The following is a 14561-nucleotide window of genomic DNA, read 5'->3' as shown; positions in this document are numbered from 1 at the left end:
ATTAAGGAATTAGCCAGACGGGACACTAGACCACCACCAGGTTATCCCGGTGAATCATCTCTTCATCGGAGATGTAACCCAGCACCTCGGCAATGCGATCACTTGAGCGACCGGCAATCGCCCTAGCTTCGTCCGCATCGTAATTGACCAGCCCACGGGCAATCTCTTTACCATTCAGATCAACACAAGACACCATCTCGCCCCGCCGGAACTGCCCGGTGACGGCTTTCACACCGACCGGCAACAAACTGCGGCCGCCCTGGCGCAACACCTTTACCGCACCGTCATCCAGGGTCAGCTTGCCCCGGGTTTGCAGGTGGCTGGCAATCCACTGTTTGCGGGCGGCCATTCTGCCCTGCTCCGGTAGCAACAGGGTACCGATCACATCGCCCTGGCGCAGGCGGGCAATGGCGTGCTCGATACGACCACCGACAATCACGGTAAAGGCACCGGAACGGGCCGCCAGCCTTGCCGCCCGCAACTTGGTGAGCATGCCACCACGCCCAAGCGCACCGGCACCGCCGCCAGCCATGGCATCCAGCTCCCGGTCTTCGGCCTTGCGCTCGGTTACCAGCTCGGCGTCTTCGTGCTTGCGGGGGTCTTTGTTGAACAGGCCCAGCTGGTCGGTCAGGATGATCAGCCCATCCGCCTCGATCAGGTTAGCCACCAGCGCGCCCAAAGTGTCGTTGTCACCAAAACGGATTTCGTCGGTCACCACCGTGTCGTTTTCGTTCACGATGGGCACCACGCCGTAATCCAGCAGGGTGCGCAGGGTGCTGCGGCCGTTCAGGTAGCGTTTACGGTCGGAAAGATCGTCGTGGGTGAGCAAAATCTGGGCGGTATGGATGTCGTGGCGCTTGAACTGGGCTTCCCAGGTTTGCACCAGACCCATCTGGCCGACTGCCGCGGCAGCCTGTAGTTCATGCAGGTGCTGAGGCCGGGTTGCCCAGCCCAGACGACTCATGCCTTCGGCCACCGAACCGGAAGACACCACCACCACTTCGACACCTTCGCCGATCAGTTCAGCGATCTGGTCTACCCACAGCCCCAGGGCTGCCACATCCAGCCCTTTTCCGTCGTTGGTAAGCAAGGCACTGCCGATCTTGATAACCAGGCGACGGGCCTTTCGGAGCTGGAGGCGTTCACTCATGGTAGCGGTACTGTCTCTTCAGATTGTTACTCGGGGGCGTAGACCACTTCAACGTCGTAATCGTCGTCGTCAAAGTCGTCATCCTCATCGTCTTCACGGGCAGCACGACGAGCCTTGCGGTCTGCTTCAATCTTGGCGCGGGCTTCTTCGTCCATACGGCGACGACGGGCCGCTTCCTGCTCGGCGAAGTCCGGGTTTTCGGCCTCGGCTTCTGCTTGTTCTTCAATCCAGCGCATCACCGCCTGAACCAGGGGTTTGGTGCCTTCTCCGGTCAACGCGGAAATCCAGAACACCGGGCCATCCCAGCCAAGCTCATCCACGATAGCCTTGCAGTGCGCTTCGCGGTCTTCTTCCTGCACCATGTCCACTTTGTTCAGCACCAGCCAGCGCGGGCGGCTGGCCAGGGTTTCGCTGAACTTTTCCAGCTCGTGGGCGATGGCCCTTACCGCTTCAACCGGCGAGGAGCCGTCATAGGGAGCCACATCCACCAGGTGCAACAGCAAGCGGGTACGCACCAGGTGTTTCAGGAATCGGATACCCAGGCCGGCACCTTCAGCGGCACCTTCAATCAGGCCCGGAATATCGGCAATCACGAAACTCTGGTGCGCCTGCACACTGACCACGCCCAGATTGGGAACCAGTGTGGTGAACGGATAATCCGCCACTTTCGGACGGGCCGCAGAAACAGAGCGAATAAAGGTGGACTTACCGGCATTGGGCAAACCCAGCAAACCAACATCCGCCAGCACTTTCAGCTCCAGGCGCAGGTTGCGCAACTCGCCTTCAGAGCCCTTGGAGGTCTGGCGCGGCGCGCGGTTAACCGATGACTTGAAGCGGGTATTGCCCAGGCCGTGAAAACCACCCTGCGCCACTTTCAGGCGCTGGCCTTCCTTGGTGAGGTCACCCAGAACTTCGTGGGTGTCCATATCCACCACGGTAGTACCAACCGGTACCGGCAACACAAGGTCTTCGCCCTTGGTGCCGGTGCAGTTGCGGCCGGAGCCGGGCTCGCCGTTCTGGGCCTTGTGTTTGCGCTGGAAGCGGTAATCGATCAGCGTGTTCAGGGCGCTGTCTGCTTCCAGATAGACGGAACCGCCATCCCCGCCGTCGCCGCCGTCCGGGCCGCCTTTCGGCACGTATTTTTCCCGCCTGAAACTCAGGCAGCCATGGCCGCCCTTGCCGGCTTCAACAATGATGGTGGCTTCGTCTACAAATTTCATACGCCAATTGCCTTTGCATAAACTAAAAAGCCCCGCAGCCTCATGGAAGCTTTGCGGGGCTCCGGATTCACCTGAGGGCTGATCAGATCAGCATATCAGGCAAACCCAAGGTTCGACAGAACCGGATCGCCGCTGCTTACGCAGCCGGAACGATGCTTACGAACTTGCGGTTCTGCGGGCCTTTGGTTTCGAACTTCACCTGACCTTCCGCTTTCGCGAACAGGGTGTGGTCCTTGCCAATGCCTACGTTGCTGCCAGCGTGGAAACGAGTGCCACGCTGACGGATGATGATGCTGCCTGCAGTTACAGTCTCGCCGCCGTAGCGCTTGACACCAAGTCGTTTAGACTCGGAATCGCGACCGTTACGGGTACTACCTGCTGCCTTTTTATGAGCCATTACCAGCCTCCTTCATTAAGGGGTTATTCGAGAGCTTAGCCCTGGATACCCGTGATCTTTACTTCAGTAAACCACTGACGGTGGCCCTGACGCTTCATGTGGTGCTTACGACGACGGAACTTGATGATGTTGATCTTGTCGTGACGACCATGGCTAACCACTTCAGCGGTAACCTTGGCGCCTTCAACTACCGGAGCGCCAACTTTTACGTCGTCGCCGTTGGCAACCAGAAGAACACGATCGAACTCAACAGAGCCGCCGGTTTCAACTTCCAGCTTTTCCAGCTTCAGAGTTTCGCCTTCCTTTACACGGTGCTGCTTACCACCGCTAACAATAACTGCGTACATTCATAGTCTCCGCGATTGACCCATCCCTGCTCTTATCCACCTGGTTCTAAGGGAAGCGCTCTGGCGACCCTATTGCAGGGAGCGCAGGTTGGGATGAGTTGGGCGCGTGATTGTACGAAAAGCCGCCGGGCAATACAAGCCGGATTCCGGTTCAAGTTGACACTGTAGGCAGCAATACCTAGCATTGCCGCGACCTGCCCGAAAACTCAACGAAAACACCAGCAAGGGACGTTTCAGCCCGATGACAGCCCAGCGTATCCATGACACCGTGGCGGATGACTTCAGCCGCGTTAATGACCTGATTATCAAGCGGCTTGCCTCGGATGTCCCGATGGTGGAGAAAATCGCCCACTATATTATTGAGAGTGGCGGTAAGCGTTTGAGGCCCTTACTGGTTTTGCTGTCCAGCCGGGCCGCGGGCTACGGCCAGGACGACCATCTGAAGCTGGCAGCTGTCATTGAATTCCTGCACACCGCCACCCTGCTGCACGACGACGTTGTGGACACCTCCGACATGCGCCGGGGCCGCAGTACCGCCAACGCCAAGTGGGGCAACGCCCCGAGCGTGCTGGTAGGTGATTTCCTGTATGCCCGGGCCTTCGAGATGATGGTGGAGCTGGAAAGCCTGCCGATCATGAACGTGCTGTCCCACGCCACGGCGGTGATTGCCGAGGGCGAGGTGATGCAGCTGATGAACGTGAAGAACCCGGACCTCACCGAAGACCAGTACATGGTGGTTATCCATAACAAGACGGCCATGCTGTTCGAAGCCTCTTCCCACACCGGCGCACTGCTGGCCGGAGCGGACCCGGAACAGGAAGCCGCCCTGAAAGACTACGGCAAGCACCTGGGCCTGGCATTCCAGTTGGTGGACGACGTACTGGATTACCTGGGCGATGCCGAAGCCATGGGCAAGAACGTGGGCGATGACCTGGCCGAAGGCAAGACCACCCTGCCCCTGATTTACGCCATGGCCAACGGCAGCGACGAAGAGCGACAGCTGATTCGCCAGGCTATTCGCAAGGGTGGACTGGACGACTTGCCGAAGGTTCTGGACATCGTGAAGGCCTCCGGCGCCATTGAATACACCATGGCGAAAGCGAAAGAGCAGGCGCAGATCGCGAAAGACCTGCTGGCCTGCCTGCCGGAGACCGAGCACCGGCAATCACTGGAGCTGCTGACCGAAGTGGCTGTTGCCCGGGTCAGCTGAGCTGCGAGAGCCCCACGCGCTTATTTCTCAGTAAGCTCAGTTCAAACCATCACGCCCATGCGGCGAACTAAAATCCAGCTCCGGCCCCACCGGCACGATCTGGGTGGGGTTGATGGTGCGCTGGCTCACGTAGTAATGCTGCTTGATCTGGCGGATGTCCACGGTCTCCGCCACGCCCGGCACCTGATACAGCTCCCGCAAATAGCCGGACAGTTTCGGATAATCACGAATCTGCTGGCGATTGCATTTGAAGTGGCTGTAATACACCGCATCAAACCGGATCAGCGTGGTGAACAAGCGCCAGTCAGCTTCGGTGATCTGGCTGCCAGTGACATAGCGCTGGCTCTCCAGTTTCGCTTCCAGCCAGTCCAGTGATTCAAACAGCGCCTTGTAGGCCTCTTCGTATTTATCCTGGGCGGTGGCGAAACCGGCCTTGTATACGCCATTGTTGACCGTGTCGTACACCCGCTCGTTTACTGCGTCGATTTCACTGCGCAGGCTTTCAGGATACAGGTCCAGCTCGGCATTCACGCCATCCAGCTCATTAAACGCCGAATTGAACATGCGAATGATATCGGCGGATTCATTGCTGACGATGGTTTCCTGCTGCTTATCCCACAGCACCGGCACCGTCACCCGCCCTGAATAATCTGCCGCCGCGCGGGTGTATATCTGGTGCATGAAATCCGAGTTGTACAGGTGGTCCTGATGCTCCGCATCCCCGGGCCGGAATTCCCAGCCGTTCTCGACCATATCCGGGTGTACCACAGACACACCGATGTGCGGCTCCAGGCCCTTGAGTTTGCGGAAGATCAAGGTCCGGTGCGCCCAGGGGCAGGCCATGGACACATACAGGTGATAACGCCCACTCTCGGCGGCAAAGCCACCCTCACCTACCGCCCCGGCGGAGCCGTCTGCGGTGACCCAGTTCCGGAAGCGGGCAGCCTCACGCTCGAACTTGCCGCCGGTTTTGCCAGTGTCGTACCACTGGTCGTGCCATTTGCCGTCTACTAGTAAGCCCATATGGGACTCCTTGTTTTTGGCCACGGAATCCACGGAAGGACACGGAAAGAAAAGACTTAAAGATTTTTTTGCCACGAAATCCACGAAAAAACACGAACAAAGATTACTGACTAAAAGCACATAAAGTCTTTGTCCTTTCCTTTCGTGTTCTTTCGTGGATTTCGTGGCAAATCATTTTTCTTTTTTCCGTGTCCTTCCGTGGATTCCGTGGCAAAGAATTTCTACAACCTGAGGACAGACTAACCCCTGCCCTGCTACGCTGATAGCAAGCATTTCTGGCAAACACTTTCAGATTATTCGAACATGCATACAGCCATCACCATAGACGCACTTAAAGTACTGGACGCCATTGACCGCAAGGGCAGTTTTGCCGGGGCGGCGGGGGAGTTGTTCCGGGTGCCTTCGGCCATCAGTTACACGGTTCAGAAGCTCGAAGAAGATCTCAACGTCAGTATCTTTGACCGTAGCGGCCACAAAGCTGTGCTGACTCCGGCGGGGCGTTACCTTCTGGAGGAAGGACGGTCTTTGCTTGAGGCAGCGGAGAACCTGGCCCACTCCACCCGCCAGGTGGCTGAAGGCTGGGAAACGCGGTTGCGGATCGGGTTTAACTCACTGATGCCGGCAGACTGCCTGTTTCCCGCCATCGAGGCCTTTTACCAGCTGGGCGTGCCGGTGGATGTGCAGATTGTGGAAGAGGTTTTCGCCGGTGCCTGGGATGCCCTTCAAAGCCGGCGGGTGGATATGATTGTGGGTGCAGACCAGCTCAGCAAGCCGGCCGGCAGTTTTACTACCAAGGCGCTGGGCGAGGTGCCGTTTGTGTTTGCGGTGGCCGCCAACCATCCGCTGGCAAACGCGAAAGAGCCTCTGGCAGAGGCGGATATTGCACCGTATCCGGCCGCCGTTGCGGCAGATACTTCCCTGTCACTACCACCCGGCCATGCGGGTATTTTCCGCAGGCAGCGAACGCTTACGGTCAGTAATATTGATCAGAAAATTGCGGCCCAAGAGGCCGAACTGGGGGTAGGCTGGTTACCGGTGCCCCGCATCCGAGAACAGCTTGCCCGTGGTTCACTGGTTGCCAAGGAAGTGCACGAACCAAGGCCGGCCATTGCCATCCACCTGGCTCGGCACAGCGAAGACAAGGGCAAGGCCCTGATGTGGTTCTGGGATTACCTGGGCAATGACAACGGCATCCAGAACTGGCTTCAGCCGGAATAAATCCCGGGCAGCCTGGCCAACCGGCAGCCCGGGTGTTTGCGATATACTCGGCCACCCGCATCTTTAAAAGTGACACACAAGGGAGTGCGCTCAATGCGTCAGCTGTCGGAACTGGATGCCTCGTTCCTGTACCTGGAGTCGGAAACCACGCCCATGCATATTGGCGGCGTGTATCTGTTCGACGCCAGCGACCTGCAATACCCCCTGGCATTCAGCACCTTTGTCGCGTATCTGAGCAGCCGCCTGCACGTGGTTCCCCTGTTCCGCCAGAAGCTCAAGGAAATCCCCCTGCGCCTGGGGCGCCCCTACTGGATTGATGACCCGGATTTCAGCATCGAGCGGCACCTGGCCTATGTGAACCTGGGCGAACATGGCAAGCAGTCGAGCCTGATGTCGCTGGCCTCCAAAATCCTGGAAGAACCCCTGAAACGGGACCGCCCGCTGTGGCATATCACCTTCGTGGATGGCTTCAAGCTGGACGACCGGGAAGGCGAGAAAGAAGGCTTTGCCCTGATCGTAAAGCTGCACCACGCGGCTATCGATGCCTTCAGTGGCGAGGAAATCATGGGCAAGCTGCTGGAATACACGCCAGAGCCGCGCGCCATTCCCCAGCCCCGGCCCTGGCTGCCCCGGCCGGAACCGTCTGAAGAACGGGTATTTCTGCAGGCCGGCGCCAATATGCTGAAAACCCCGATGCAGTTTGCCTCGCTGGCTTACAATGCCGCCGAAGTCACCGCTCGCGGGCTCGTCCACAGGCAGCTTCGCAAGCTGCCCTTGCCGCTACCCCTGTTCACCGCACCCCACAGCCCGTTTAACCGGCAGATCACCGCCAACCGGCGGCTGGTTTCCACCCAGGTAAGTCTGTCCCGGCTGAAAGCCATCAAATCCAGCCTGGCTGACGTAACCCTGAACGATGTGGTTCTGGGCCTGTGTGCCGAAATCCTGCGCCGCTACCTGCTTGCGCAGGATAACGGCACCGACCGCTCACTGGTTGCCATGACCCCCATCTCCGTGCGCTCCAGTAGTCTGCGACGGGCTACCGGCAACCAGATGTCTGCCATGCTGCTGGACCTGGCCACCACCGAGCCAAACCCGGCAGCGCGGATTCGCCGCATTCACCGCAACGCGGTGGATTCGGAACCCTACCGCGAAGCCATTGCCGCCGACCGGCTCACCGAACTGCTGCCCTCTACCCTGCTGGCGCTCTCGGCCCGGCTGTATTCGGAACTGCAGGTGGCCCAGCGCTACCAGCCCCTGTTCAACCTGCCCATTACCAATGTACCTGGCCCACAGGTGCCACTGTTCCTGCAAGGCGCCAGGCTGGTACAGCAGTTCAACAGTGCACCGCTGTTCGACAGCATGGGGCTGGTAATTGTTGCGGTGAGCTATCAGGGCCAGCTGACCCTCAACTTCACCCTGTGCCCGGATGTGGTGGCGGATGGCGATGCATTTAAAGCGTTAACCGAGGAAAGCCTGGCCAGCATAGAAGAGGCGGTCGCCTCACTGGGCCCGGATGAAGGTAACGAGTTGCCGGCGAGCGGCAGCCAGAGCCTGACTGACGAACTGATGAACTACATGGAAGGTTTTCTGAAGAATGGTCTGAAGCGCTTCAAACGCTAAGTGAAAAGGCCGGGAACTGTGCCCGGCCTTTTGCGAACTTATTCGAACGCCCAGCGCAGGAACTCACGCTTTTCTTCTTCAGTGGCGTCGCCCCACAGGGCCTTCATCCGGTCCAGCGTTGATCCGGATTGCGCATCACCGCTCACGCCACTACCCGCCGGAACCGGGGTGCGGGCAGCCTTGCGTGCGGCCTGCGCATCCCACTCGCCTGAACTGGCAACCACTTCGCCGCTGCGATTCACCAGATCGGCTGAGAAGTCTTCCATCAGCGTCTCGGCTTCCTGGCGACTGGACGGCCTGGTGAAACTGAACCGATATTCTTCGCCGGCTACCGCATTAAAGCTCACCTGCTGCGGCTTGCTTTCAACGATGTGCACCTTGGACTCGCCGTTATCAACCACGCCGGCCTTGGCCCAGATGGTTTTATAGGTAAACACCACCTGATTCTGGCCCGGCAGCAAGCCGTAATCCAGCGCCAGGTCGTCCATCAGAAAGTTGGTCATTTCGCGACCGTTCACCTGCACAACGGTGATTTCTCCGGGCGACTTCAGCACCGCAGCATCTGCAGCTTCGGCGGGATCACCCTGCCAGGTATCAATGCGCGCAAGGGAGGAAGCACAGCCCACCAGGGTGACGCTGAGCATTAAAACCACCAGCTTGAAAAACCCGCGAACGTGACACATACTCATTTAGCTCCTTTTCCATAGGACGGCCCTTCAGTGGGCCAGGACACGTGACTGACAACTGCCAAGCATTCTGAACATACTCGGGGCTCAGGGCAAGAACGTCAAACCTTAAACTGCGCAATCAAAGCTCGGGAGGTTACCATGGACACCCAGCGAAGAACCGGAGAAGACGGACCACCACCCTTTCGCAGCAGCCGATTTTTCTGTGTTGGCAGCAAGTGGTATTTCACCACCCGGGAAGGCTTTGACAGCGGCCCCTTCGCCACCCGTGAGCGAGCGGAAATCGGGCTGAAGCGGTTCCTGCACGTGGTGCGTATGCTGCCAGACGAGCCGCAGCTGCACTGAACAGCACCGTTAGACGATATAGGGCATCACCCAGGTGTCGATTCCCCACAGGCAGGCCAGCGCCATGATGCCTGCGACGACGTCATCCACCATAATTCCCAGCCCGCCGGGTAGCCGGGTATCCAGCCAGTTTATAGGCCAGGGCTTGAGCACATCAAAGAAGCGGAACAGCATGAACGCCATCAGCACGCCGTAAATCTGGTCCGGGAACAGCCCCAGGGCAATCCACATACCCACAAACTCGTCCCATACAATGCCACCGTGGTCGTGCACCTTCAGGTCGTCGGCGGTTTTACCGCACAGCCAGATCCCCACCACAAATGCAGCCAATACCACCAGCCAGTAGGCCATCGGTGGCAACCAGGCGAACGCATACCAAACAGGAATAGCGGCCAGGCTACCCCAGGTGCCAGGTGCCTTTGGCGCAGCACCACTGCCAAAGCCGAAGGCCAGAAAATGCACCGGATGGCGCAGAAAGCCCGGCGGCAGGATGGCGGCCGGAGCATCCGGTTCATGCATCAAGTTATCGTCTGTCAATCAGACCTCCCGAAATGGTCATATCCCTGGGTTTGGTAGCCGGCAGGCGCGCCTGCTAACGTCAGCCCCGGCTCCGGCACAATCCGGCCGATCACCGTCAGTTGTTCACGGACTCGCGCAGGCAGCGCGGCCAGTGCTTCCGGGGCGATGGTCAGGCACAGCTGGTAGTCGTCACCGGCGGTCAGGGCCAGGTCCAGCGCCCGCACTCCCTGCAACTGCCTGAGCTCTTCCGACATCGGAATGCTGGCCACATCCAGTTCGGCGCCCACACCAGACGCCTCCAGAATGTGCTGTAAGTCTGCCAGCAGGCCGTCAGAAATATCGATAGCTGCGCTGGCCTTACCGGCCAGGCTTGCCCCGAGTTTCAGTTGGGGTTGCGGGCTATGGTAACTGGCCAGCAGGGCTTTTTGCCGTGCGCCCGGTTCCGGATCGTCAAGATAGTCCAGCGCAGCACCGGCATTGCCCAGCGGGCCGGTTACGCATACCCGGTCACCCTCTCGGGCGCCGGAGCGCAACAAAGCCTGGCCGGCCTTTACGGTGCCATGAACCTGGATAGTGATCGTTAACGGGCCTCGGGTGGTATCACCGCCGGCCAAGGTAATACTGAACGCCTGGCTGGCCCGGGACAGCCCTTCGGCAAAGCCCGCCAACCAGTCGGAATCTGCTTCCGGCAGGCTCAGGGCCAGGGTAAAGCAAACAGGCTCGGCGCCCATGGCCGCCAGGTCACTGACGGCTACTGCCAGTGACCGCCAACCAAGGTGGGAAGGAGCATAGTGAGGGGGGAAGTGGACACCCTCTACCAGGGTATCCACTGAAAACACCAGGTCGCGGCCCGGCGGCACCCGCTGGATGGCGCAGTCATCGCCGGGGCCAAGCACAAGCTGATCGTTCCTGGCGTTGCTTGCCAGCGGCTGGAAGTATTGCCGGATCAGCTCGAATTCACCCATGAATCAGCGTGGACGGGTTTCGGCCAGCCGCAGGCGGCGGCTCAGTTTGTCCAGCACACTGTTCACGAACTTGTGGCCTTCAGTACCGCCAAAGCGCTTGGTCATTTCGATCCCTTCGTTGATCACCACTTTATAGGGCACATCGATACGGCATTTCAGCTCGTAGGCACCCAGGCGCACGATGGCCAGTTCAACCGGGTCCACTTCTTTCAGGGGACGGTCGAGGAACGGCTCGATCAGCCTGTCCAGTTCAGCCTGCTCCCGGTGTACGCCCCGCAGCAGGTCGCGGAAGTACATGATATCCACCTTGCTCATGTCGTTATCAACCATGAACTCGGCTTCAATATCAGAGATCGGAGACTTGCTGAAGTGCCGCTGATACAGGCCCTGCATAGCAAGGGCCCGTGCCCGGCGGCGGTCGCCGGCTTTTGGCTGGCTGGTTTTCCCCGGTTGGGGAGAGGTATCACCCGCTTCGCTCATTACTCACCCAACTTTTTGAACAGACTGACCATTTCCAGGGCAGTAATCGCAGCTTCCGCACCTTTGTTACCGGCCTTAGTGCCGGAGCGCTCGATGGCCTGCTCGATAGAATCCACGGTCAGTACACCGAAGGTGACCGGCACGTCGGTTTCCAGGCTGACAGCGCCCAGGCCACTGGAGGCTTCACCGGCTACGTATTCAAAGTGTGGAGTACCACCACGAATCACTGCGCCCAGGGCGATGATGGCGTCGTAGTCGGAGGTTTCCGCCACACGCTTGACCGCCAGCGGCATTTCGTAGGCACCCGGTACGCGGATAATGGTGATGTCGTCATCGGCAATACCGTGGCGGCGCAGGGTATCTACCGCACCTTCCACCAGGCTTTCTACAACAAAGCCGTTAAACCGGCCAACCACCAGCGCGTAACGGCCGCTGCACTGGGTAAAATCACCTTCAATTACTTTGATATCTGCCATCTCGGGCTCCTTCTCGGGCTGCCGGAATCAGGGCGGCAGCCGGGTTGATCATTCGTGGGTATAGGGTACGTATTCCACCACTTCCAGGTCGAAACCGGAGATGGCGGAGAATTTCACCGGCGGGCTCAGCAGGCGCATTTTGCCCACGCCGATGTCACGCAGAATCTGCGAACCGGTACCCACGGTAAAGTACACACCGGAGCTGCCCTTGCCTGCTGACTTCGGGCCCTGGTCGTAGAATTCCTGGATACGGTCTTCTAGGTTGTAGGTGTCTTCCGCGCTGTTGAGCAGAACCACCACGCCGCGCCCTTCAGTGGCCACTTTTTCAAGGGCATGGTGCAGCGGCCAGCTGCGGGAATCCTTGCGCCGGGCACCCAGCAGGTCGCGCAGGGTGTCGGTAATATGTACCCGCACAAACACCGGCTCATCCGGGCTGATGTCGCCCATCACCATGGCCAGGTGGGTGGCACCCTGAACATTGTCCCGGTAGGTGCGCAACTTGAACACACCATATTCGGTATCCAGCTCGTGCTCTTCCACACACTCCACGGTTTTCTCGTTCATGGTGCGGTAGTGGATCAGGTCTGCGATGGTGCCGACCTTAAGTCCGTGCTCTTCGGCAAAGCGTTCCAGGTCTTCACGGCGGGCCATGGAGCCATCGTCGTTCATGATCTCGCAGATCACACCGGCTGGCTCGCAACCGGCCAGGGCGGCCAGGTCACAGGAGGCTTCGGTGTGGCCGGCACGGCTCAATACACCGCCGGGATCGGACATCAGCGGGAAGATATGGCCCGGCTGAACCAGGTCAGACGCCTTGGCATCGCGCGCTACGGCAGCCTGTACGGTGCGGGCGCGGTCAGCGGCCGAGATGCCGGTGGTGACGCCTTCACGGGCTTCGATAGACAGCGTGAACTTGGTGCCGAAGCCGGAGGCGTTCTGCTGAACCATCAGTGGCAGGCCCAGCTGTTCGCAACGCTGCCGGGTCATGGGCATGCAGATCAGGCCGCGGCCGAACCTCGCCATAAAGTTGATGGCTTCCGGCGTGCAGTGTTCTGCTGCCATTACCAGGTCGCCTTCGTTTTCGCGATCTTCGTCGTCCATCAGGATAACCATCTTGCCCTGACGGATATCTTCGATTATCTCTTCAATACTGTTCAGTGCCATACGGTTCCGCACCCTGTCACTCCTGCCCTCACCATTGAAGGCACGGAGGAATGAATTGAATGTTTAGTGGCGGGCCAGGATCAATCGCTGATCCTCTCCTACCTGGCGGCGATCCAGCACCTTCCATTGCACTTTGTCTGCCATGACTTCGATGGGCAGGTGGGCGGTCGGGCGCCCGGTACTGCCCAGAAAAACCGGTGCCTGGTAGAGCCAGAGTTCGTCTACCAGGTTCTCGTTGATAAAGGTGCCTGCCAGTGTCGGGCCGGCCTCTACCAGTAATTCGTTGATGCCCAGCTCACCCAGGGCATCCAGCAACTCGGAGACATCCACGCCGTTGTCTTTCCAGGCCACGCCGGTGAGGCGAACACCCAGTGCCGCCAAATCCTGCGCCGGGCCGGTGGCCAGGGTGGAGCTGGCACAGAACACCTGCACGTTACCACCCCGAAGAATCCGGGCTGTGGACGGTGTACGGGCATCGCGGTCTGCAATCACCCGCAGCGGCTGACGCGACGGATCAGTGGCTTCGCCGATATCGCCCATTTCGTCCCGACGCACCGTCAGGGACGGATCATCGGCCAAAACCGTACCGACACCTGTCAGAATAGCATCACTCATGGCCCGCAGCCTTTGCACGTCTTGCCGTGCCTCGGGCCCGGTAATCCACTGGCTTTCACCGGAAGCCATAGCGGTGCGGCCATCCAGGCTCGCGGCCATCTTAAGCCGTACCCAGGGCCGTCCGGTGCGCATACGTTTCATGAAACCCGGATTCAGGCGGGCGGCTTCATCCCCCATCAGGCCTTCAGTAACCCGGATACCGGCGTCCCGCAGCATATCCAGCCCCCGGCCAGACACCGAGGGGTTGGGGTCTGTCGTTGCCGCAAACACCTGGGCAACTCCGGCCTCTATCAGCGCCTTCGCACAGGGCGGCGTGCGGCCGTAGTGGCTGCAGGGCTCAAGGGTAACGTAGGCCGTAGCGCCCCGGGCTTCATACCCGGCCTGGCTCAGGGCCCGCACTTCCGCATGGGCCTCGCCGGCCCGCTCGTGCCAGCCTTCACCAACAATCCGGTTACCCCTGGCGATCACGCAGCCAACCCTGGGGTTCGGATGGGTGGAATAACGGCCGCGCCAGGCCAGCTGGATGGCCCGGGCCATCATTGCCCGGTCACGGTCTGAAATCATTCTTTGCCTTTGTCTGACTGGTTATCCGCCAGCACACGGGCAACATCCACGGCGGCATCGCCATTGCCCTGAGACAAGCGCTCGATTTCTTCCTTGAACTCGTTGATGTCCTGAAAGCTGCGATATACCGAGGCAAAGCGTACATAGGCCACTTTGTCGAGCTGGCGCAGTTCGGTCATTACTTCTTCGCCCAGCTGCATGGATTTTACTTCACGCTCGCCGGTGGCTCTCAGGCGGTATTTGATCCGGTTCAGGGCAGCATCGATCTGCTCGATGCTCACCGGCCGTTTTTCCAGTGCCTTCATCAGCCCTGCCCGCAGTTTTTCTTCATCAAAGGGCTGACGGGTGCCGTCCTGCTTGACCACCCGGGGCATCACCAGTTCGGCGGTTTCAAAGGTGGTAAAACGCTCGTGGCAGGACAAGCACTCCCTGCGGCGGCGCACCTGGTCGCCCTCGGCCACCAGACGTGAATCAATCACCTTGGTATCGGCTTCACCACAGAAAGGACAATGCATAATTCACAGGCTCCGGAAAGGAAGAACCCGGGTGGTCCTTGCGGAGC

17 protein-coding genes are annotated in these 14561 nt (G+C 59.5%); 4 read left to right on the top strand and 13 right to left on the bottom strand.

What is annotated here, in order from left to right; translation table 11 throughout:
* Window positions 1–25: 25 nt before the first annotated feature.
* The 4 genes from proB to rplU all read right to left on the bottom strand — a co-directional run bounded on the left by proB (window position 26) and on the right by rplU (window position 3114).
* Entirely contained in the window at window positions 26–1150 is a 1125-nt protein-coding gene (gene proB / locus LWH94_RS06075) for a glutamate 5-kinase (protein ID WP_232901549.1), read from the bottom strand.
* Window positions 1151–1176: 26 nt separating this feature from the next.
* On the bottom strand, window positions 1177–2370 hold the full coding sequence (gene cgtA / locus LWH94_RS06070) for an Obg family GTPase CgtA (protein WP_232901548.1): 1194 nt from the start codon (window positions 2368–2370) through the stop codon (window positions 1177–1179).
* A gap of 136 nt (window positions 2371–2506) precedes the next feature.
* Entirely contained in the window at window positions 2507–2767 is a 261-nt protein-coding gene (gene rpmA, locus LWH94_RS06065) for a 50S ribosomal protein L27 (protein ID WP_022987754.1), read from the bottom strand.
* Between the two features lie 35 nt (window positions 2768–2802).
* Entirely contained in the window at window positions 2803–3114 is a 312-nt protein-coding gene (gene rplU / locus LWH94_RS06060; protein ID WP_094625716.1) for a 50S ribosomal protein L21, read from the bottom strand.
* Between the two features lie 241 nt (window positions 3115–3355).
* Between rplU and ispB the strand changes: the two genes are divergently transcribed.
* A complete protein-coding gene (gene ispB / locus LWH94_RS06055; protein WP_232901547.1) occupies window positions 3356–4324 on the top strand; it encodes an octaprenyl diphosphate synthase in 969 nt (322 codons plus the stop codon).
* A gap of 36 nt (window positions 4325–4360) precedes the next feature.
* On the opposite strand, the gene LWH94_RS06050 is transcribed toward ispB, so the two are convergent.
* A complete protein-coding gene (locus tag LWH94_RS06050) occupies window positions 4361–5347 on the bottom strand; it encodes a glutathione S-transferase family protein (protein WP_232901546.1) in 987 nt (328 codons plus the stop codon).
* Window positions 5348–5650: 303 nt separating this feature from the next.
* Here LWH94_RS06050 and LWH94_RS06045 point away from each other — a divergent pair, with 303 nt between their 5' ends.
* The gene (locus LWH94_RS06045) at window positions 5651–6565 is read left to right on the top strand and encodes a LysR substrate-binding domain-containing protein (protein WP_232901545.1); all 915 of its coding nucleotides are present in this window, start codon (window positions 5651–5653) and stop codon (window positions 6563–6565) included.
* Between the two features lie 93 nt (window positions 6566–6658).
* Window positions 6659–8185, top strand: a complete 1527-nt coding sequence (locus tag LWH94_RS06040; protein WP_232901544.1) for a WS/DGAT/MGAT family O-acyltransferase — start codon at window positions 6659–6661, stop codon at window positions 8183–8185.
* Between the two features lie 38 nt (window positions 8186–8223).
* Here the strand turns inward: LWH94_RS06040 and LWH94_RS06035 are convergent, their stop codons facing one another.
* On the bottom strand, window positions 8224–8874 hold the full coding sequence (locus tag LWH94_RS06035; RefSeq protein WP_036218822.1) for a DUF2057 family protein: 651 nt from the start codon (window positions 8872–8874) through the stop codon (window positions 8224–8226).
* A 138-nt stretch (window positions 8875–9012) separates the two neighbouring features.
* Between LWH94_RS06035 and LWH94_RS06030 the strand changes: the two genes are divergently transcribed.
* Window positions 9013–9216, top strand: coding sequence for a DUF6316 family protein (locus tag LWH94_RS06030; RefSeq protein WP_022987747.1), 204 nt, complete (start codon window positions 9013–9015; stop codon window positions 9214–9216).
* A gap of 9 nt (window positions 9217–9225) precedes the next feature.
* Here LWH94_RS06030 and LWH94_RS06025 read toward each other — a convergent pair whose 3' ends face one another.
* The 7 genes from LWH94_RS06025 to nrdR form a co-directional block, all read right to left on the bottom strand.
* Window positions 9226–9735: a phosphatidylglycerophosphatase A family protein gene (locus tag LWH94_RS06025; protein WP_232901573.1), complete on the bottom strand. Its 510-nt coding sequence runs from the start codon at window positions 9733–9735 to the stop codon at window positions 9226–9228.
* Window positions 9736–9749: 14 nt separating this feature from the next.
* Window positions 9750–10700, bottom strand: a complete 951-nt coding sequence (thiL, locus tag LWH94_RS06020; protein WP_232901543.1) for a thiamine-phosphate kinase — start codon at window positions 10698–10700, stop codon at window positions 9750–9752.
* Window positions 10701–10703: 3 nt separating this feature from the next.
* Window positions 10704–11180 (bottom strand): transcription antitermination factor NusB, encoded by a 477-nt coding sequence (gene nusB, locus LWH94_RS06015; RefSeq protein WP_232901542.1) that lies wholly within the window; start codon window positions 11178–11180, stop codon window positions 10704–10706.
* Window positions 11180–11656, bottom strand: coding sequence for a 6,7-dimethyl-8-ribityllumazine synthase (ribH, locus tag LWH94_RS06010; RefSeq protein ID WP_022987743.1), 477 nt, complete (start codon window positions 11654–11656; stop codon window positions 11180–11182). The genes nusB and ribH overlap by 1 nt, the downstream gene beginning before the upstream one ends.
* Window positions 11657–11704: 48 nt before the next feature.
* Window positions 11705–12820 carry a bifunctional 3,4-dihydroxy-2-butanone-4-phosphate synthase/GTP cyclohydrolase II gene (gene ribBA, locus LWH94_RS06005; protein ID WP_022987742.1) on the bottom strand — a complete coding sequence of 372 codons (1116 nt, stop codon included), beginning with the start codon at window positions 12818–12820 and terminating at the stop codon, window positions 11705–11707.
* Between the two features lie 63 nt (window positions 12821–12883).
* On the bottom strand, window positions 12884–13999 hold the full coding sequence (ribD, locus tag LWH94_RS06000) for a bifunctional diaminohydroxyphosphoribosylaminopyrimidine deaminase/5-amino-6-(5-phosphoribosylamino)uracil reductase RibD (protein WP_232901541.1): 1116 nt from the start codon (window positions 13997–13999) through the stop codon (window positions 12884–12886).
* A complete protein-coding gene (gene nrdR / locus LWH94_RS05995; protein ID WP_058341534.1) occupies window positions 13996–14514 on the bottom strand; it encodes a transcriptional regulator NrdR in 519 nt (172 codons plus the stop codon). The genes ribD and nrdR overlap by 4 nt, the downstream gene beginning before the upstream one ends.
* Between the last annotated feature and the right edge of the window lie 47 nt (window positions 14515–14561).

It is taken from the genome of Marinobacter sp. G11, from assembly GCF_021282325.1.
GTDB lineage: Bacteria > Pseudomonadota > Gammaproteobacteria > Pseudomonadales > Oleiphilaceae > Marinobacter > Marinobacter vinifirmus.
Note: the sequence above shows the minus strand (reverse complement) of the source record. Positions and strands in the feature narration are given on the sequence as shown.